This is a genomic window from Ferdinandcohnia sp. GQ5, assembly GCF_059759275.1.
Window position 1 is genome coordinate 305478 of the sequence record NZ_JCAXEW010000004.1, and the last position, 20490, is coordinate 325967.

The 20490-nt window shown below is 39.2% G+C and carries 15 protein-coding genes; 2 read left to right on the forward strand and 13 right to left on the reverse strand.

Annotation, left to right across the window (positions count from 1 at the left end; translation table 11 throughout):
• Positions 1 to 16 precede the first annotated feature (16 nt).
• From mmsB to AC6CHV_RS07380, 6 genes are all read right to left on the reverse strand, one after another.
• Positions 17 to 1180 (reverse strand): multiple monosaccharide ABC transporter permease, encoded by a 1164-nt coding sequence (gene mmsB, locus AC6CHV_RS07355; protein ID WP_121445694.1) that lies wholly within the window; start codon positions 1178 to 1180, stop codon positions 17 to 19.
• The gene (gene mmsA, locus AC6CHV_RS07360; protein ID WP_498078496.1) at positions 1164 to 2714 is read right to left on the reverse strand and encodes a multiple monosaccharide ABC transporter ATP-binding protein; all 1551 of its coding nucleotides are present in this window, start codon (positions 2712 to 2714) and stop codon (positions 1164 to 1166) included. The genes mmsB and mmsA overlap by 17 nt, the downstream gene beginning before the upstream one ends.
• Before the next feature lie 77 nt (positions 2715 to 2791).
• Entirely contained in the window at positions 2792 to 3883 is a 1092-nt protein-coding gene (chvE, locus tag AC6CHV_RS07365) for a multiple monosaccharide ABC transporter substrate-binding protein (RefSeq protein WP_498078497.1), read from the reverse strand.
• Positions 3884 to 4024: 141 nt separating this feature from the next.
• Positions 4025 to 5242, reverse strand: coding sequence for a response regulator (locus tag AC6CHV_RS07370; RefSeq protein ID WP_498078498.1), 1218 nt, complete (start codon positions 5240 to 5242; stop codon positions 4025 to 4027).
• A complete protein-coding gene (locus AC6CHV_RS07375) occupies positions 5235 to 7064 on the reverse strand; it encodes a histidine kinase (RefSeq protein WP_498078499.1) in 1830 nt (609 codons plus the stop codon). Before AC6CHV_RS07375 ends, AC6CHV_RS07370 begins: the two co-directional genes overlap by 8 nt.
• Positions 7065 to 7088: 24 nt before the next feature.
• On the reverse strand, positions 7089 to 8084 hold the full coding sequence (locus AC6CHV_RS07380) for a substrate-binding domain-containing protein (protein WP_498078500.1): 996 nt from the start codon (positions 8082 to 8084) through the stop codon (positions 7089 to 7091).
• 296 nt (positions 8085 to 8380) lie between these two features.
• On the opposite strand from AC6CHV_RS07380, the gene AC6CHV_RS07385 reads away from it, so the two are divergent.
• Positions 8381 to 9850: an amidase gene (locus AC6CHV_RS07385; protein WP_498078501.1), complete on the forward strand. Its 1470-nt coding sequence runs from the start codon at positions 8381 to 8383 to the stop codon at positions 9848 to 9850.
• 75 nt (positions 9851 to 9925) lie between these two features.
• Here AC6CHV_RS07385 and AC6CHV_RS07390 read toward each other — a convergent pair whose 3' ends face one another.
• From AC6CHV_RS07390 to AC6CHV_RS07420, 7 genes are all read right to left on the reverse strand, one after another.
• Positions 9926 to 11563, reverse strand: coding sequence for an FGGY-family carbohydrate kinase (locus tag AC6CHV_RS07390; RefSeq protein ID WP_498078502.1), 1638 nt, complete (start codon positions 11561 to 11563; stop codon positions 9926 to 9928).
• Positions 11564 to 11696: 133 nt separating this feature from the next.
• Positions 11697 to 12401, reverse strand: coding sequence for an L-ribulose-5-phosphate 4-epimerase (locus tag AC6CHV_RS07395; RefSeq protein ID WP_498078503.1), 705 nt, complete (start codon positions 12399 to 12401; stop codon positions 11697 to 11699).
• Positions 12402 to 12498: 97 nt separating this feature from the next.
• Positions 12499 to 13575: an alcohol dehydrogenase catalytic domain-containing protein gene (locus AC6CHV_RS07400; protein WP_498078504.1), complete on the reverse strand. Its 1077-nt coding sequence runs from the start codon at positions 13573 to 13575 to the stop codon at positions 12499 to 12501.
• Positions 13576 to 13662: 87 nt separating this feature from the next.
• Positions 13663 to 14634 (reverse strand): ABC transporter permease subunit, encoded by a 972-nt coding sequence (locus AC6CHV_RS07405; protein ID WP_121445685.1) that lies wholly within the window; start codon positions 14632 to 14634, stop codon positions 13663 to 13665.
• The gene (locus AC6CHV_RS07410) at positions 14631 to 16130 is read right to left on the reverse strand and encodes an ATP-binding cassette domain-containing protein (RefSeq protein WP_498078505.1); all 1500 of its coding nucleotides are present in this window, start codon (positions 16128 to 16130) and stop codon (positions 14631 to 14633) included. The genes AC6CHV_RS07405 and AC6CHV_RS07410 overlap by 4 nt, the downstream gene beginning before the upstream one ends.
• 75 nt (positions 16131 to 16205) lie before the next feature.
• Complete coding sequence (locus tag AC6CHV_RS07415) at positions 16206 to 17165, reverse strand: substrate-binding domain-containing protein (protein WP_498078506.1); 960 nt, start codon at positions 17163 to 17165, stop codon at positions 16206 to 16208.
• Positions 17166 to 17663: 498 nt separating this feature from the next.
• Positions 17664 to 18260 carry a response regulator gene (locus tag AC6CHV_RS07420; protein WP_121445682.1) on the reverse strand — a complete coding sequence of 199 codons (597 nt, stop codon included), beginning with the start codon at positions 18258 to 18260 and terminating at the stop codon, positions 17664 to 17666.
• Positions 18261 to 18558: 298 nt separating this feature from the next.
• Between AC6CHV_RS07420 and AC6CHV_RS07425 the strand changes: the two genes are divergently transcribed.
• Positions 18559 to 20412, forward strand: coding sequence for a histidine kinase dimerization/phosphoacceptor domain -containing protein (locus AC6CHV_RS07425; protein ID WP_498078507.1), 1854 nt, complete (start codon positions 18559 to 18561; stop codon positions 20410 to 20412).
• Positions 20413 to 20490: the final 78 nt, after the last annotated feature.

Consider the following 20490-nt stretch of genomic DNA (forward strand, 5'->3'; position numbering starts at 1 on the left):
GGAACATTTCGCCCCGCTATTTCCCTGCTCTGTTTTTGTTGTAGATATCAAATCCTACCGCGAGTAGGAGCACGAGTCCTTTGATGGCTTGTTGCCAGTCGATTCCGACGCCAATGAGTGACATACCGTTGTTCATGATCCCCATAACGAGTCCACCGACAATGGCACCGATGACGGTTCCTACGCCTCCTGCCATAGAAGCACCACCGATAAAGACGGAGGCAATGGCATCAAGCTCAAGCATATTACCCGCTGCGGGTGTTGCTGAATTAAGACGCGAGGCAAACATTAATCCAGCTAAGGCTGCGATGACTCCGTTGTTCACAAAGACCCAGAATACGACACGCTTTGTTTTAATACCGGATAAATCCGCCGCTTTCTGGTTACCACCTGTTGCATACACGTGACGACCCATGACTGTGTTTTTCATTACGAATGTGTAAACCACGATAAGAATGATAACAATGATTAACACCGTTGGAATTCCTTTATTTAACGCCAATTGGTACGCGAACCAGTTAATCACTGCGATAAGTAATGCCATTTTTGTAACAGATAGCCATAACGGACTCACTTCGAGGCTATATGTTAATTGTTTTTTACGGTTTCTGAACTCCATATAAATTAAGATGATTGATAGAATAATAGATAAAATGATTGTTAGTAAGTGCAACTCCCCGGAACCAATCGAAGGTAAAAAGCCCCCACTCAGCATGCCAAATGACTCAGGAAATGGCGCAAGTGATTTTCCATCTAATAGATACAAGGTTAACCCCCGGAAAATTAACATGCTGGCCAAGGTCACGATAAAGGACGGTATCCCGACATACGCTATCCAAAAGCCTTGCCAAATTCCAATGATTGCCCCAACAACAAGCGATAGAATAATAGCCAACCATACCGGCACATTGTGATTAATCATGAGGACCCCTGCAATTGCGCCGACAATTGCAACAACGGAACCGACAGATAAATCAATATTTCCTGTAATGATGACTAAAACCATTCCAATCGCTAGGACGAGGATAAACCCGTTTTGCAAGATAAGATTGGTCAAGTTTAATGAACTAAAGGATATCCCATCCGTTAAGATCCAAAACAGCCCTGCAATGAATACAAGTGCAATGATCATTCCATATTCCCGGATATTGTTGCGAAATAAATTACTTAGTGTTTGCACGTTTCGTCCCTCCTGTTCCCGTCATATAACGCATGACACTCTCCTGGTTCGCCTCTTCACGACCGAGCTCACCTGTTATACGACCTTCATTCATGACATAGATACGGTCTGATAGCCCCAATACCTCAGGTAACTCCGAAGAAATGACAAGGACACCCATTCCTTCAGCTGCAAGTTCATGGATGAGTGAATAAATTTCAAACTTAGCTCCTACATCAATTCCTCGAGTCGGTTCATCCAAAATTAAGATATCTGGCTCTGTAAAAATCCACTTACTTAAGACAATTTTTTGCTGATTACCACCACTTAAATTTCCTGCAAGTTGAGCCAATGATGGAGTTTTAATATTTAATCGTTCTCGTAAAATTTGGGCTTCCTGAACTTCCCTGTTTTCATCAATCACTGTATTCGTTGAAATTCGCTTGAGATTTGATAGAGTTATATTCCGTTTGATATCATCAATTAAATTTAGACCATATGTTTTCCGGTCCTCTGACACATAAGCAATTCCATGCCCAATGGCTTCACTAACTGTATTTGCCTGTATTTCATCACCATTTTTATACAACAGCCCCGTAATTTTTTTTCCATACGTTTTCCCGAAAATACTCATCGCAAGCTCTGTTCTTCCAGCTCCCATTAAGCCTGCTAAGCCAACAATTTCCCCGCGACGAATATGAAGATTGACATTGTCGATGACTTTCCGATCACGCTGTAATGGATGATAGACATTCCAATTTTCCACTTCAAAAATAATGTCACCAATGTTCGGGATTCGTTCGGGATACCGGCTTGTCAACTCGCGACCTACCATTCCTTTAATGATACGATCCTCTGATGCCTTTTCACCCTTCACTGCAAACGTCTCAATTGTTTGTCCATCTCGTAAAATCGTAATGTTATCCGAAATACTAGATACTTCATTTAATTTATGAGAAATCAGTATGGAGGTAATCCCTTGTTTTTTCAGTTCAAGTAAGAGGTTTAATAAGTTTTCGCTATCTGTTTCATTTAGGGCTGCAGTTGGTTCGTCTAAGATTAAGAGTTTCACATTTTTAGATAGTGCTTTTGCAATCTCTACGAGCTGTTGTTTCCCAACCCCGATATCCATTACGGCCGTGTTAGGTGATTCTTTTAACCCGACCCGATCTAACAACTTTTTTGCCTCAGAAAAGGTTTCCTGCCAATTGATAATCCTTTTGGATTGTCTTTCGTTCCCTAGAAAAATATTTTCTGCGATAGATAAAAAAGGACTCAAAGCCAACTCTTGATGGATGATCACAATCCCAATTTGTTCACTTTGTTTAATATCTTTAAAGTGACATTCTTCCCCTTCAAAATAGATGCTACCTTCATAGGTTCCACTCGGATAAACACCACTTAATACTTTCATCAAGGTTGATTTTCCAGCACCATTCTCACCTACTAGTGCATGAATTTCTCCCTTTTTCACTTTTAAATTCACGTTGTCTAATGCTTTAACTCCTGGAAATGTTTTTGTGATGTTTCGCATTTCTAAAATATACTCAGACATATCCTCACCACCTCGTTAAAATCCGGAATGAAGTAATTTAGTGGTGACATGAAAATCACCACTAAATAGGGGGGTACTTATTTCACTTCGTCTTCTGTGTAATATCCGCTATCAATTAATACTTCTTTGTAGTTGTCGATATCGACTGACACAGGGTCAACTAAGTAAGAAGGAACGACTTTTTGACCATTATCATATGTCTCTGTATCATTCACCTCTGCTTCTTCACCAGCTTCAATCGATTTAATCATTTTTACCACTACAGCAGCTAAATTACGTGTATCTTTAAACACCGTTTGTGTTTGTTCACCCGCAATAATTGATTTAACAGAAGCAGACTCAGCATCTTGTCCAGTAACAACTGGTAGTGGAAGGTCAGCAGAACCGTAACCTACACCTTTTAATGCTTGAATAACCCCACGGCTAATTCCATCATAAGGTGATAAAACGGCGTCAACCTTTTCCCCGCCAGAGTACGCTTTACTTAAAATGTTTTCCATACGTGATTTTGCGGTGTTTCCATCCCAGCGCATTGTTGCTCCTTGTTCAAATTCTGTTTGACCACTTTGAACAACCAATTTCCCGCTATCAATATGTGGTTTTAGAACAGACATCGCACCATCCCAGAAGAAGTAGGCATTATTGTCATCTGGTGAACCACCAAATAATTCAATATTAAATGGTCCAGCTTCTTCCTTAAGGTTCAGTGCTTCTTCAATATAGGAAGCCTGTAAGACACCTACTTGGAAATTATCAAATGTTGCGTAATAACTTACATTTGGTGTCTCCATAATTAAACGGTCATACGCAATGACTTGTATGTCTTGATCGGCAGCTTTCTGTAATACATTGGTTAAAGCAGTACCGTCAATCGATGCCACAACCAAGATCTTTGCACCTTTTACAATCATGTTTTCAATTTGCTCGATTTGCTTATCGACATCATCCTCCGCATATTGCAAATCTGTTTTATAACCAAGTTCTTCTAGTTGCTTCACCATATTGTTTCCATCATCCACCCAGCGCTGTGATGACTTTGTAGGCATCGCAACTCCGATTAACGTACCCTTTGAATCGCCCCCAGAACCTGACGATTTGTCGTTTCCACTACATGCTACTAACGCAAATACCAAACTAACGATTAGTGCTAAAAAACCTAATTTCTTCATACATGTAACCCCTTTCATATTTTTGCTACTATTAAATTATCATTTCCGTTGATGAAAGGGCTTTACATAAAATTAAACACTTTTTATAATTTTTTAAACTTTCCGTAATATTTGTTATGAGCTCATAAAAAAAAGCACCTTCTACGAAAGGTGCACGTTTTCTACATCATTCTTGAATTGCATTGGTGAAATACCGACTACTTTTTTAAAAGTGGTGCTAAAGTAATGTTGAGTTTCATATCCAACCATTTCTGCTATATCTCGTATCGATAAATCTGTCGTTTTCAGTAAATCAACAGCTTTGTTAATTCGCATTTGAGTTAAAAGTCCAACATAGGAAATGCCCAGCTCATGCTTAATCATCCGACTTAAATAGACACTAGTGATATGTAATTCATCCGCTACTCGTTCTAGCGTGAGGGAAGAATCCTGATAATGCTGTTGTATATAAGTTAGCGCCTGTTTGACAATTGGGGACATTTTGATTTGCTGTTCAACCTGCCGTTTGCATTGATCATAGACTTTATACAAATGAACAAAGTCCTGAATAGTAATATCCTCCATATGATAATAGATTGTGAGATTAAAATAGGTTTGCACGACTTCTTCTATTTTTGTGAGGAGCTCCCGGTTGAGTTCCTCCCATACACACACATTAAGCAAATGAGATTGGTCCCAAAAAATAACCGCCTTTTTTGAACCAATCATTTCTTTTACGACATTCTCTATCGCAAATAAGTACAACTGCCGGTCATTTTCTTGCATAAAGGTTTGATTCAAATGATAATCGGGCCATTTAATCACGAGATATTGTGTTGGCAGTGCAACTGGCAGGTGTAAAAACTGAAGTTGCTCTCTAATCTCTTCATTCGCTAACTGACCTGCAATCCAATCCTGAAAAAAACGTTCCTTAAGCTGGACATGATTCCTTTTTATCTGTATGGCAGCTTGTTTGATATATTTCTTCTGGTTAACTTCCAGATCAAGTTTTTGTTTAATGTCCATGATTAACTCTTCCAGTTTTCCCGGATTGATTGGTTTTAATAAATAATCTTCAACCTTTAATCGAAGGGCTGCTTGTGCGTAACGGAAATCATCATACCCCGAGATGACAACCATTTTACAGTTTGGCAATTGCTCCTTAATCTCTTCCATTGCTTCAAGTCCATCCATGATGGGCATATTTAAATCAACTAGTAAGATATCAATCTGGTGTTTAATCGCTAATTCAACAGCTTCTTCACCATCCTCTGCTTCCCCAATGACCTCCATATTGAACTTCTCCCAGTCAATAGAAGAATGGATTCCATCCCGAATAATATACTCATCATCGGCGATTAAAACCTTCCATTTACGCATGTTGTTTTCGCTCCTCTTCCCATTCAATATCTTCTTCTAAAATAGGTAACACTAACTCGAGCGTTGTCCCAACCTTTTCTTTACTCTCAATCGTAATCCCATACTGTTCCCCGAATGCAAGTACGATTCGAGCTTGAACGTTCAAAATCCCATATCCCTTCTTATGCTTCGATTCAGTTTGATTCTCTGTCCTTCTAACAGCATCCTTAAGGGCGACACGAATTTCGTGAAGGTGTGATTCTGACATTCCAGCACCGTTATCTTGAATCGATAGGCGTAAATTTCCGTTCATTTGTTTTGCAGAGACCATGATTTGACCCGGCCCCCGTCGCTCTTTTATTCCATGGTAGATTGCATTTTCGACAAGTGGCTGCAGAATAAATTTGAGAACATAAAGCGAAGCGGCACGTTCGTCCACATCAATCTGATACTGTAATTTTTCACGATATCTCGTTTGTTGAATTTTTAAGTAACTTTCAATATGCTCTATTTCCTTATCGAGTGGTATCCGATCTCTTCCCTTACTTAATCCAATTCGGAACAATTTTGCTAACGATTCAACCACTTCGGCTATTTCAATCGCCTTTTGCTTTCGTGCCATCCATTGAATCGTATCAAGCGTATTATAGAGAAAATGAGGATTGATATTGGCTTGTAAACTTCTAAATTCGGCTTCTCGCTTCTGTCTTTCGTGCCTCTCCGTTAAGCGTAGCAATTCATTGATTTGTTTTAGCATTTTGTTAAAACTTCGGCCAAGCATACCAATCTCATCATCTCGTTTTTCTGTATACCGGACCCCAAATTCCCCACTTTCGGCTTTCCGCATAAACTTCATTAACTGGCGAATTGGCTTAGAGATCGAATTGGATAAGAAGTACGATACCGGAATTCCAAATAAGAGAATGATAAAGACAAAAACGACTAAATAAAACTGTATCTCCCTTATTTCGAATATGGATTCCTCGGTTGGAAAGACGCCGATGGTGGTCCAGTTCGAGTATGGTGATTCTTGAAAAATAAACTGCACCTTCTGTGAACCAATCTTCTTTGAAAACGTACCTGACCTTTTTTCATCCAGCCATTCATTTGGGATCGTTTCAATTAAAGGATCTTTGGGCTGGTAAATCGGTCTACTTTGTTCATCAATCACCGTCAAATAGCCGGTTTTTCCAAGCCGTACATCGACTAACGTTTCAGCAACCGTCCTAACCTTTAAATCGATTAAAATGACCCCTAGTACTTCCTGTGAAATTGGATCAATCACAGCGCGAACGCCTGACACCACTTCATCATTTTTGTAACTGACCAATGATGAGAGACGGCGGTCCTTCGGTTGACCAATCATTCGAAAGATCCCTTTATTGTCTACCGCCTCTTGATACCAAGACTCTTCCGTTAAATTCTCTGAAGCCGGAGCGTACAGTTCATTACTCACATACTCCCCTGCGCTGTTCACGACTAAAACCCCTGCTACTTCAGGCATTAACGTTGTAAAATTACGAAGATAGCGTTGAATCTCATATTCATTTGTTTGATATTGACCAGGTTGCTGACCATTATGATGAAAAAAGTCCTCAATCCGCTCATTATAGGAAATAAAGTAGGTAACACGTTGCATGTTGTTTATGTAGAATTCAAGTGTTTCATTCACTTTACTAATAAGCTGTAAGGTATTCTGATTGACTTGCTCTTCCACAACACGCTCAACCGTCCAATTAATTAAAAAACCCAAGCAGATAATCGGGATGATACTAATAATTAAAAAATGAGAGATCAGTTTATATCGAATTGGTAAATTATTTATTTGTATGAAGTTCTTCAATTCAACCAATCCATTCCTAGAAGTTTATTGTGGATAGTAGGAGTTCACATTTTCCTTTGTAACAATGGTCACACCTGTATCCACGTAACGTGGTAAAGGTGCATTTTTACGGTCTTGTTCATGAATCCCATGTTGCAAGTGAAACAAAAATTGCAAGGACCAGTATCCCATTTCCCATGTTCCCTGTGCAATGGTGGCGGAAATCACATCGTCCTTAATCATATCGAGGGTTCCCTTATCTGTATCAAAACTAATGATTTTAACAGAGTCTTTGAGTTTATTGGCGATGATCGTTTGTCCAACTCCAACTCCACCATTCGCCTCCGTCACGAAGATACCAGTCACATTCGGATTCTCGGCAATCATCGATTCTGCTACCTCTTTTGATATCACTTGATCGCCTCTTCCATCTTTGACAGAGACAACCTCCATGTCAGGATATTCCCTGAAAATCGTATCTTGAAATCCTTTGGTACGTTCCTGATGGTTTAACTGATTGGGGAGGGTAATCACACCAACTTGTCCCTTTTCATTTACTAACTCTGCCATTTTGTGAGCCGCCTCTACACCTGCCTTATAATTATCCGTTCCTAGGAACGAATACGCTTTACTTTGTGGTGCATCTGCATCGAACATGACGACTGGTATTCCAGCCTCAACCGCTTTATCAATCACAGGATTTAAGGCTTCTGGATCCATTGTGGATATTGCAATTCCAGCTGGATTCTTAGCAATTACCTGCTCGAGGACTGTCATTTCCTCGTGTACATCATATTGCGTCGAACCCCGGTACTCAATCGAAACATTTAACGCTTCTGCCGCATCCTCAAAACCTTTTAACGCCCGCTTCCAGTAATCAATCCCCACCATAAACGTGACCATTACATACGTTTCATCCACATCCCCGACCAGCTCATTCTCATTCCAGGCACGTTTCGTCGAACCCTCCGCTTGATAGTTATATATGTAAAGAACAAACAATCCAATGAGCAACAAATACACGAAAAGCAGCTTCTTCATCTATGAAACCCCTTTCATAAAAAGAGTGATTAGTAGATTCAATTTCAATATATGCCTATTATAGCGTAACTCTTTCAAAAATTCTTATTATTTTAGAGAGAGTTATAGAATGGAGGGGTTGGGTTGGCGTTGGTAGTCGTGCTGGGCTACGAAGTTAAAATCGGCCGTTGCTGGGTCACAGGGACAGGTCCCACCTCGAAAGAAAGGACTTGTCCCATTTTTTGTTTTAAATAGGTTAGCCATAGCATATAATTGGTTTGTAATATTCAAAATAATTCGATAGGTGGCGATGAGGTTTGGAACGATCTTCAGTACAATCTCGTGCATCTCAGGTATTACATAATCAAGGTAAGGATGAATTATGGCGTTGGTCGGCAACAGATTTGGCTCATGGCATTCGAACAAGACTCATTTCTTCTCGCGAGGCTGTTGAGAGCTGTTTGGACAGAATCGAGGAAGTCAATCCAGTGCTTAATGCCCTGGTTGAAGTTCATGCAGAAGAGGCACTTGCTGCAGCTGATCAGGCAGATCTTGCTGTAAAAAAAGGAGAACTTCTTGGGCCGTTACATGGTGTGCCTGTTTCTACAAAAGTGAATGTTGACCAAGCTGGACATGTAACAACAGATGGTGTTGTGGCTTTTAAAGATAATCTTGCTGAAAAGGACAGTCCCCCAGTGGCAAATCTCCGGAATGCAGGAGCCGTCATTGTTGGCCGCAGTAATACGCCTGCTTTTAGTTTCCGCTGGTTTACAAATAATGATTTGCACGGAAGAACCCTGAACCCTTGGGATAAAACACGTACACCTGGAGGGTCGAGTGGAGGCGCTGCATCAGCTGTTGCTTCTGGGATGATGCCAATCGGGCATGGTAATGATATTGGTGGTTCTGTTCGACACCCAGCATATGCTTGTGGAATTACTGGAATTCGGCCAACTATAGGAAGAGTTCCTGGCTGGTTTGGTCCTCCGGAAGGAGATCAATCCTTTTCAGGACAACTGATGTCAACTGATGGTCCGCTTGCCCGTAGCGTTGGGGATCTTCGCCTTGCACTTCAAAGCATGAGTGCATTTGATCCCCGTGATCCACTTCATGCTTCAGTACCGTTAATTGGCGAACCCCTTCAAAAGCCAATTCGAGTTGGGCTTTTACGTGATATTGGTGTCGCTACTCCATCTACAGCCGTTAATCAGGCTTTGAATGAAGCTGCCGACCAGTTGACAGAAGCTGGTTATGTAGTAGAAGAAGTGAAACTTCCTCTATTCGCTGAAGCCTACAGACTTTGGTATTTGTTAGTGCTTGAAGAATTCAAATTGAATATTTCGCTTATAGAACAGTATGGAGACGAAGGTATGAAAAAAGCTGCTTTGCATTATTCCGAAAATGCAAAAGAATGGTGGGGAGAAAGCCCTGGACTAACCGATTATATAAAGGGCTACGCACGTCGCGGTACGCTAATTGTACAACTTCAGGAGTTTTTACAAGAATACCCGCTATTGCTCATGCCAGTCTCTGCAGAACAGGCATTTGAACAAGATGAGGATATCAAAAGCATTGAAAGTATGAGGCGTGTTATGGATGCACAATGGTCCATGATGGCCATTCCAGTGCTTGGATTCCCGGCTATTTCCGTCCCTACTTCTGTTGCAGATGGTCTACCAGTTGGAGTTCAACTCCTCGGAAGACGTTTCCGGGAGGATACACTATTTGATGCTGCTGAAATAATTGAAGCACACGCACAAATCCAAACACCGATTAATCCAAGATAAAAGGTGGGACACGGTGACAGGTCCCGTGTCCCACCATATTTTTCCTTTTGGGACGAGGGACCTGTCCCTCTGTCCCTACAATTTTACTGTTTTCTCGTCTTTTGTTAGATGCAAATTATCAACCGCTGCCTTCTCAATTTCTATTCCTTTTTTATAGCGCTCAATAAATACTTCAAACCCTTTTACGTCTACAGGACTAGGATCTATTACGTCCCCAACCACATCGTTAAAGACTCTTCTATCGAGGTAGTCTTCTAAGCTTTCATTCTTGTTTTCATTCATCATATAAGAAGCAAGAATAGCCATTCCCCACGCGCCACCTTCTCCGGCTGTTGCCATGACAGAAACAGGCGTATTCATGGCTGCTGCCATCATCCTTTGTCCCACTACAGGCGTTTTAAATAAACCACCATGCGCCAAAATACTATCTATCGCAACATCTTCCTGCTTAGTGAGAATATCCATTCCAATTTTCAATGCACCAAATGCTGAAAATAGATGTGTACGCATAAAGTTCGCTAGATTAAAGTTACTCTCTGGTGAACGAACAAACAATGGTCTGCCGTGTTCTAATCCGGTAATAAATTCGCCTGAAAAATATCCGTAACTTAGCAATCCGCCACCATCTGGGTCAGCTTCCAATGCTTTGTTGAACATGACACTGAATAACTGATTGGTATCAACCTTATACCCCACCGCTTCCGAAAATTCACGGAACAATCCCATCCAAGCGTTAATATCACTTGAACAGTTATTGGCATGAACCATCGCAACAGGACTACCGTTTGGCGTTGTGACCATGTCAATCTCTGGATATACTTTAGAAAGTTCTTGCTCTAATACAATCATGGCAAAAACAGAGGTCCCTACTGATACGTTTCCTGTACGTTTTCTTACACTATTTGTCGCAACCATCCCTGTGCCTGCATCACCTTCAGGTGGACAAATAGGAATACCAGGCTGTAAATCATGTGATGGATCTAGAATTTCAGCTCCAATATCCGTTAATTTCCCGGCATACTCACCAGAGATATAAACTGGAGGAAGAAGGTCTCTTAGCTTCCAAGAATATTTTTTCTCGGCAACGAGTTCATCAAATTGCTCGACCATTGCTTCATTATAATTCTTTGTTGCTTCATTAATCGGGAACATACCAGAAGCATCACCAATCCCAATTGCCTTGTTCCCAGTCAATAACCAATGAATGTAACCAGATAATGTTGTAATGTAATCGAGTTGTGGTACATGATCCTCTTCATTTAAAATCGATTGGTATAGGTGAGCGATACTCCATCTTTCTGGAATATTATATTGAAAAAGATCTGTTAATTCTTTTGCTGCTTTACCAGCATTTGTATTCCGCCACGTCCGAAAAGGAACGAGTAGCTCCCCCGTCTTGTCAAACGCCATATAGCCGTGCATCATCGCAGAAAATCCAATAGAACCAATCTTTCGTATCGTGATCCCATATTTTCGTTCAACTTCGTTTTTCATTTCGCGATAAGCCGCCTGTAACCCAGTAGTTATCTCTTCTAGGTCGTACGTCCAATAGCCATTTTCCAGACGATTTTCCCACTCATAACCTCCAGATGCAATGGTTTCAAACTGCCTATCAATTAGAACAGCTTTAATCCGTGTCGATCCTAATTCAATCCCAAGAGAAGTATCTCCATTCATAATCGCTTGCTTAATGTCTACTTGATTCGCTTTCATGTCACATCCCCCTCCAGTAACTATTTCAATGTGTAAATAGGATTTCCAAAAGCGCTATTTATTGGGTCAAGGGGACAGGTCCCCTGTCCCACCATATTTTTCCTGAGACAAGGGACCACCCCCTGCGTCCCATTTAGTTATTTACTTTTTTGTGTTGGCCATAGTATGCGTTTTTTCCGTGTTTTCGTAGGAAGTGTTTATCTAGTAAGTGTTGGTCAATTGCTTCTAATTCCGGTGATAGACTTTGGGTATAGTAAGCAAATTTCGCAACTTCCTCCATGACAACCGCATTTTCTACCGCTGTCAATGGGTCTTTTCCCCAGTTAAAAGGACCGTGATTGTTCACAATGACACCTGGAATTGAAGATGGATCGATATCTTTAAATGTTTCTACAATGACTTCCCCTGTATTGTGCTCATAGTCATTATCAATTTCAAACGGAGTCATGTGACGAGTACAAGGAATCTCTCCATAGAAGTAATCAGCATGTGTTGTTCCATAAGCAGGAATCGGTCTTCCTGATTGTGCCCATTTTGTACACCATGGTGAATGGGTATGAACAACCCCTCCTATTTCAGGAAACGCCTTATATAAAACTAAGTGTGTTGCAGTATCTGACGATGGGTTCAGTTCACCTTCAATGATATTTCCTTCTAAATCTAGTACTGGCAAATCCTCCGCTTTCAAATCCTCATAAGCAACGCCACTTGGCTTAATTACTACAAGGCCTTTTTCTCGATCAATTCCACTTACATTTCCCCAAGTAAAAATGACTAAGTTTTGTTTTGGCAGCTCAAGATTCGCTTCTAACACTTTTTGCTTTAATTCTTCTAACATAATTATTCACTCCGTTCTATAAAGAAAACTCGGCGAATGCCGAGTCTTCCTTTATTCTTAATTATCAATACTCGTGACATATATCCTAATGGCTAAATTAAGGTTTTAATAAAACTTTAATTGCTTCTGGATTATGTGCCATATCCATAGCTTCAGCAAAGTCTTCTACTTTGTAGCTATGTGTTACAATGCCTTCAGCTGTTAATAAGCCACGTTCAAATAGGTCGATTGCAATTGGGTATGTGTATGGTCCTAAGTGAGACCCTCTAATATCCAATTCTTTTCTGTCCCCGATAACGCTCCAGTCAGTAGTTACTTCTGATCCAAATACGCTAAATTCGATAAATCTTCCAAGTCTTCTTACCATTTCTAGGCCTTGTGTTACACCACTTGGATGACCTGTTGCTTCAATATATACATCACAACCGTAACCGTCTGTTAAATCTTTAACGATTTTGATTGCATCCTCTTTTAATGGATTAATGACAAGGTCAGCGCCTAATTTTTTCGCAACAGATAGTCGGTTTTCATTGCCATCTAGTACAATTAATTTCTTAGGTGTTTTTAATTTAATGAGTTGAAGCATACATAATCCAAGAGTTCCAGCACCTGCTAACACAACTACATCTTCAAACTCAATTGTTGCTCTTTGGATGGTATGAACGGCACAAGCCATTGGCTCAACTAATGCAGCTTCTTCAGGAGTAACTCCATCCGTAATTTTATAAATAGTTGCTGTTTCGCTGAGTTTCATATATTCAGCCCAAGCTCCTTCAGCAATGTCTTTTTGGAAACCATAAATGTTATGAACATCACACATCCAGTACTTACCTGTTTTACAGAACTTACATTTTCCGCACGGATTAATTTGGTCAGTTGTTACGCGATCGCCAACTTGTACTCCGTGTTTTTCTGCAGCACCCACTCCTAATTCAGCCACAATTCCGTAGAATTCATGTCCTGGAATAACCGGTGCTTTCATCCAAGGGTCTTCTCCGCCCCAATACATTGCAGAACCATGATATGCCTTTAAATCACTACCACAAATACCACAAGCTTCGACTTTGATGATAACTTCCCCTGGTCCAGCCTTTGGAACTGCAACTTCCTCCACTCGATAATCCTCTGGACCATGTGCTACTACAGCTTTCATTGTTTCTGGTAATACTGACATTGTTCTACATCTCCCTGTATGTTTAGAATTTTAATAGATTAAGTAAACTTACATATTGTTAACGCCAGTGCTTAGCATTCTAGTATATTAGTCTTTTTGACGAGTACTACTATAGTAGATCGCACCAACGATAATCACACCTTTAAGTACACGTTGTACATATGGCGATACACCCATAAGGTTTAATCCATTACTTAATACTCCTAATAGAAGAGCACCTAGTAACGTTCCAAAAATATGTCCTCGGCCACCTGCAATGCTTGTTCCGCCTAATACAACTGCTGCGATTGCATCTAACTCATACCCTTCCCCTGCCATTGGTTGTCCGGAAGAAAGTCTTGAAGTCATGATCATTCCACTGATAGCAGCTGTCACACCACTGAATAGATAGACAAACGTTTTGATACGTTTTACTTTTACTCCAGATAATCTTACTGCTTCCTCATTACCACCTAATGCGTAGATATAACGACCAATTGGTAAATGGTTCAAGATTATATAAGCTGCGATAAAAACAAGAATCATAATGACTGCAGGCATTGGAATTACCCCAAATAGATAGCCTCTACCGATAAACGCATATGACGATGGCAGACCTGAAAGCGGATATCCACCTGTATATAAAAGGGCTAAACCACGAGCCGCCTCCATCATTGCTAATGTGACGATAATTGCTGGTATTTTCGCATATGCGGTAAACAAACCATTGATATAACCTAGTGCAGCACCTAAAACAATCCCAATTAATACTGCTACAATTGGAGGTAATCCAGTATTAATCATCATACCTGCAATTATGGTCCCGGTAAGTGCCATTACCGATCCAACGGATAAATCAATACCGCCTGTTAAAATAACAAAGGTCATCCCTACAGCGAGGATCCCGTTTATTGAAACTTGTCGAACAATATTCGAGACATTATCTGCCGTTAAAAAACTTTCTGCTGCAATGGAAAAGAATATACATAACACTAAAAATCCAATCAGCGTTAGCATCTCAGGGTACTTAAATATTTCCTTAGCGCTAAACCCTTTTTTCTTGTAATCTAATTCACTCATCCTTCAGCACCACCCGTTGCGTAATACATTACTTTTTCTGAAGTTGCTTCACTTCCCGGAAGTTCTCCCTTAATTTTCCCCTTATGCATAACAAGAACTCGGTCACTCATCCCTAGAATTTCAGGTAATTCTGAGGAAATCATAATGATGGAAAGTCCTTCGTCTGCTAGTTTTTTCATTAGTTTATAGATTTCTTCCTTCGCCCCTATATCAATTCCACGGGTAGGTTCATCGAAAATTAACACTTTACAATCGGTATTCAGCCATTTTGCTAAGACAACCTTTTGTTGATTCCCCCCACTCAAGTTTTTTACTAACTGTGAGCTGCTAGGTGTCTTGATCAATAAGTCCTGAATGGATTGCTCGACAATTTCGTTTTCTTTCTTCTTATTAATAATTCGTACGAAGTTGGTCAAATCTCTTAAAATTGGAATACTAATATTGTTTTTAATAGATTGGCTAAGCACGAGACCTTGCGTTTTTCTACTTTCAGGAATTAATGCGATTCCATGTGCTAGTGCATCTGTTGGATTCTTGATTGACACTTTTTGACCGTTGATATATACATCTTTCTCTTGTGCATCATCAGCGCCAATAAGTGCCCTTACAACCTCTGTTCGTCCTGAACCAACAAGACCAGCAATTCCGATGATTTCACCCTTTTTCAGGTTGAATTGAATATCATGAATCTGTTTATTTTGCATTCTCTTAACTTCTAAAAATACTTCCTCATTTCCTGTTTTCACTGGCTTATCAGGAAACGCATTGACAATCTCACGACCTACCATCATTTTGACAATATCTTGTTTAGTTGACTCCTTCACTTCACGGGTTCCTACAAACTCACCATCCCGTAAGCAGGTATAGCGGTCGCACATTTTTAGAATTTCCTCTAAGTGGTGCGATATATATATAATGGTTACACCATCAGCTTTCAATTTGGCGATTAATTCAAATAACTTATCAATTTCTTTTCCTGTTAAACTAGCTGTTGGTTCGTCGAAGATTAATACCTTTGTATCAATTGCAATCGCTTTAGCAATTTCGATAAATTGTTGATTTGCCACACTTAAATGTGCGACAGGTTTATTGATATCAATATCTGCATCTAGCCTTTGTAATACTTCCCTTGCTTCCTTACGCATTTGTTTTCTATTTAATAACCCATTTGCTTGCCTTTTCTCTCGACCTAAGAAAATATTATCCACACCACTTAAATAAGGAATTAAACTAAATTCCTGGTGAATAATACTAACCCCTAATTGTTGTGCTTGCTTAGGATCTTTGAATGTGACTTCTTTTCCATCTAAACGAATTGTTCCCGAAGTAGGTGTGTAAACACCAGATAGTATTTTCATCAATGTGGATTTTCCAGCACCATTTTCTCCAACTAATGCATGCACTTCACCACGTCTAATAGTAAAACTAACTCCGTTTAAAGCTTTTACCCCAGGAAATTCCTTCGTAATATTCTCAATCTCTAGAATGTTATCCATAGCAATCACCTTCCTTCTTACACATATTTAGGAGAGGCGCTATGCAAGTTTGCAAAAGCGCCCTATTTTGTTAGATTACCAGCTAAAGTCAGCTGCGTTTTCTTTTGTTTGTAGTTCTACATCAATTGGAACTTCAGTTGGTACTACTTCTGCACCCCAAAGTTTAGCCAAAGCCATACCAAGACCAATTCTTACTTGGTCACGTGGGAATTGAGCAGTCGTTGCCTTGAATGGTCCACCCTTTGTGATTGCTTCAATTGCTTCTGGGTGTCCGTCAACACTATAAATCGCTACATCTTTACCAGATGCTTCAATTGCTCCTAGAGTACCTAATGCACCTTCATCGTTAACACTGAAAATTGCATTTAATTCTTTGTTTGCTTGAAGCATGTTTTCTGTAACCTTCATTGCTTCTGCTCTATCTTGTTTACCGTTTTGCTTGTCAACAATTTCGATTCCTGGAGCCTCTTTAACTGCATCTTCGAAACCACGTACACGCTCTAGAATAGGAACAACTGGAATACCATCAAGAATTGCAACTTTACCTTGTCCACCTAAATCTTCTACCATTTGCTTACCTGCTAAATAACCAGCGTCATAGTTTCTTGAACCTACGAAAGAGTCGATAGGACCTTTTGCCTGTGCGTCAACAGCCACTACGATAACTCCAGCTTTTTTCGCTGCCTCTACTGCTCCTTCAACACCGTCACTGTCAGTCGGGTTGATTAATAAAATATCAATATCCTTTTGGATCATGTCATCAATATCATTAATTTGCTTTGTTACGTCATGTTGAGCGTCAGCAATAAATGTTTCTGCACCAATCTGTTTAGCCGCATCTTCAAATGCTTCTTTCATTGAAATGAAGTAAGGATTGTTCATTTCCTGGAAAGACATACCGATTTTAATATTTCCTTTTTTTGCTTCTCCGCCTCCATCACTTTCGCCACCAGCGCTGCCTTGACTTGAGCAACCCGCTGCGATGAATAGAAGTAAAACGAGTGAAAGTACAACGAACTTTTTCAAATGTTTCATTGGTTAGTTCCCCCTATTTTTTAGTAGAAATTTAGTAAAATTATATTGTAAACAGAATGAATATAAAGCGGTTACATCTTTCTTGAGTCAGTCTTGTTAACTTGTCATAAACCAGAGATCAAGTAACGTGTTACCATCTCTATTCCATCCCCATCACAACCACTTGGTTAATCAGCTAGTTCTTGAAACATCACCCCTTTCAATGGATTGAACACGTTTGCATTTCTTGTAAAAAACAAAAGGGTGCCTTAGACACGTAATCCTAGTAAACTCTACAAAATGAGAGAATAACAGATTAACGTATATAAGGCACCCATAGCCATTATAAATTTTATACCAGCCATAAGTATAAAATTTATCGTATATGAAATTTGATTGTAAACGGTTGTAATTTTCTATACCAATCATTAGTATAGATTTCAACTAACCTTTAAATTTGTAACGTTATTGTAAATTTAGTATATTTCCTTAAAATCGAATAGTCAAGAATTTTTTTCTCTATTTTTGATCTGAATGGAATAAAGAATCCGCTTCAATGAGCTCTTTCGCAATTACAACTAATTTCTTGTTTTTATCTCGACTCATTTTCTGTAACCGTTTCATGGCCTCTGGTTCTTTCAAGTTCATCCGCTCCATCATAATCCCTTTAGCTTTTTCAATATATTTACGGGCTTCTAATGCATTCTTAGTACTTTGCAACTCTTCCTGTAGCTTCTTAAATTCCTCAAATTTAGCTAAACTTATATTGATGGCTATTTTTAATTCTTCTATATCAATAGGTTTTAGTAAATAATAGAGTACACCCTCTTCTGTTGCTCTATTAATTAATTGTTCGTCATGATAACCGCTTACAATAATACTCGGGATAAATAAGGTTTTATTAATCTCTTTAATGGCATCAATCCCATCAAGGTTAGGCATATTAATGTCCATAATAACAAGGTCAGGCTTTTTTTCTAATGCTAATTCAACTGCTTTTTCCCCGTCTGTTGCCACGCCTACAACTTCGTGACCAAGGCTTTCTACATAAGACTTCGTCGCCATTAAAACCAAAAATTCATCCTCTGCAATCATAACTCGTAAAGACTGTAACAAAGCTATCACCACCCTATTTATTCATTGTTATATCCACAAAGAAGCATGTATTTAAAAGTTCATTTATCTACCTAAAGTATATAGAAATCAGTCTAAAAATGAAAGCGAAAACAGTCGAAATTTGTATTATATTATAAATATAACAAAGATTACTAGTATATAACTACTTGAAATAAAAAGTTGGATTTGTCGTATTCATAAAAATGATTTATCATCAAATAAGGTAATTAAACTATTTTAAAATAATAGTACCTTCCATTTTAAAAAACACGGTTTTCTTACGATTGGGGGTATATGCTTGAGTGAGTATATTTTGGAATGTAATCGTGTAACATTTAAAAGTCCTGATGGAGATATAGATAACCTTAGCTTTAATCTAAAATATTCTGAAATACATGCTTTTATCCTAAAGAATAGTTCTGAGCAAAAGGTGTTCGTACAGGCACTTAAGAACATAGTAGAGAAACCAAGTTTGAATGGTGAAATGAAAATAAAGGGCAAAGTGCTAACGAATGATAAACATGTAATAAATAAAATTGCTATTTTACAACAAAAACCGTTGTTGATAAAAAACTTTTCTATCGCTGAAAATCTTAACTTATCTAGTTTGCCAAGACGGAGATTTCTTCCCTTTGTCGATTGGAAAAAAGTGAATAAAAGAGCAGAAAAGGTGTTAACCCTACTTGATTTTCAATTTGACTATCGGAAGAAGATAAAATACCTCTCGGATGAAGAAAGAAGAATCGTTTATATTGCACGGGGCTTTATGCAGGATCCCGAAGTCCTTGTGATTCAAGAACCAATGGAAGGTCTTTCTGATAGCAATGCTTCAAAACTATATAACACAATGAAGCAATTTAAGAATGATGGCAAAAGTATAATCTACATTACAAAACAATGGGAGGATGCGTTAAAACTTGCCGACCGAATAACCGTAGTAGCCAACGGAGAAATTACTGCTGAAATGACAGCAGATGAAGCAAAAGCCGATCCTCAAAAATTACTTAAAAAAATTGAGAATTACAATTTTAACGATAATGATGAGTATAAAGACGAAGAAACGCAAACGGTTCTTGACGCTGTCTTTAAGGCCGCCGAATTTCTTACATCTGAATATGAGTTGAAAGATGTTTTGTTACTATTAGCGAAAGAAGTTACGAGAGTGATGAAAGCTGACAGCGGTTCAATTAAATTAATTGATGAGATCACATGGACGATTATTGATGATTACGAATATAAAAATAAACAAAACGTCAGCGCTCAACTAACGCAAGATGCCATTTTACAGATAGCGAAGGGCAATGAAGTCTTTTACGCAAATAAGAATGATACGTTCTATCCCACTTTGTTTGAAAAAGTTGAGAATGTCAAAACAATTATCTGTATTCCCGTTTTGATACGTTCCCAGGTAACGGGACTTATTCAGGTTTCCTATGAAAACTTATATGTTCATTCAAAAGAGGAGACGAAATTCTTATCAGCACTGGCACGACATGCAGCAATTGCAATTGAAGATACAAGATTATTGGGGAGATCCGCGCTTCTCCAAGAAAGCCATCATCGAATTAAGAACAATCTACAATCAATTGTTGGATTGATTTCCTTACAAAAAGTGTTTGTAACAAACAATCCGGAGCAACCTGTTGATGAATTACTTGATAGCCTTATTTCACGAATCAAAAGCATTGCCTCCGTTCATAACCTTCTATCAAAGGACAAATTAGGCAGGAGTATCATTAATGTAAAACAAATTATCGAGTCTATTATTCACATTATCGATAACAGTCCCAAAGTAACGATTCAACTAGAGCTTGATGATATTTTCATTCCGTATAATAAGGCTACATCAATCGCACTGGTAATTAATGAGTTAGTGATTAACTGCTTTAAGCATGCATTTGCTGATGATGATATCGGAGAAATAGTAATCAAATGTAAGAGGGTAGATCAAACCATCTACTTATCAGTTACAGATAATGGCCGCGGTTTCCCAGAAAACTTTGACATGTCCAAGTCCGCATCCTTAGGATTATCCATCATCCAAGGAATCGTTACAAGCGAGTTCCAAGGTCAAATGACCTTTGAAAGTAAAAAAGGAAACACACTCGTTGAAATTAAACTGCCAACAGAGCGGATTTTTCTGCACCAATAGATGGTGCCACTTTCAGTTTGGCAACTTGCTGGGTTGGGGTGGTGGGTCACGGGGACAGGTCACGTGTCCCACCATATT

Coding starts and splice junctions, on each gene's coding strand:
- AC6CHV_RS07405 (WP_121445685.1), bottom strand. CDS start 14,634: ATGAGTGAATTAGATTACAAGAAAAAAGGGTTTAGCGCTAAGGAAATA.
- AC6CHV_RS07390 (WP_498078502.1), bottom strand. CDS start 11,563: ATGAAAGCGAATCAAGTAGACATTAAGCAAGCGATTATGAATGGAGAT.
- AC6CHV_RS07370 (WP_498078498.1), bottom strand. CDS start 5,242: ATGCGTAAATGGAAGGTTTTAATCGCCGATGATGAGTATATTATTCGG.
- mmsA (WP_498078496.1), bottom strand. CDS start 2,714: ATGTCTGAGTATATTTTAGAAATGCGAAACATCACAAAAACATTTCCA.
- AC6CHV_RS07380 (WP_498078500.1), bottom strand. CDS start 8,084: ATGAAGAAGCTGCTTTTCGTGTATTTGTTGCTCATTGGATTGTTTGTT.
- AC6CHV_RS07400 (WP_498078504.1), bottom strand. CDS start 13,575: ATGTCAGTATTACCAGAAACAATGAAAGCTGTAGTAGCACATGGTCCA.
- chvE (WP_498078497.1), bottom strand. CDS start 3,883: ATGAAGAAATTAGGTTTTTTAGCACTAATCGTTAGTTTGGTATTTGCG.
- AC6CHV_RS07415 (WP_498078506.1), bottom strand. CDS start 17,165: ATGAAACATTTGAAAAAGTTCGTTGTACTTTCACTCGTTTTACTTCTA.
- AC6CHV_RS07410 (WP_498078505.1), bottom strand. CDS start 16,130: ATGGATAACATTCTAGAGATTGAGAATATTACGAAGGAATTTCCTGGG.
- AC6CHV_RS07395 (WP_498078503.1), bottom strand. CDS start 12,401: ATGTTAGAAGAATTAAAGCAAAAAGTGTTAGAAGCGAATCTTGAGCTG.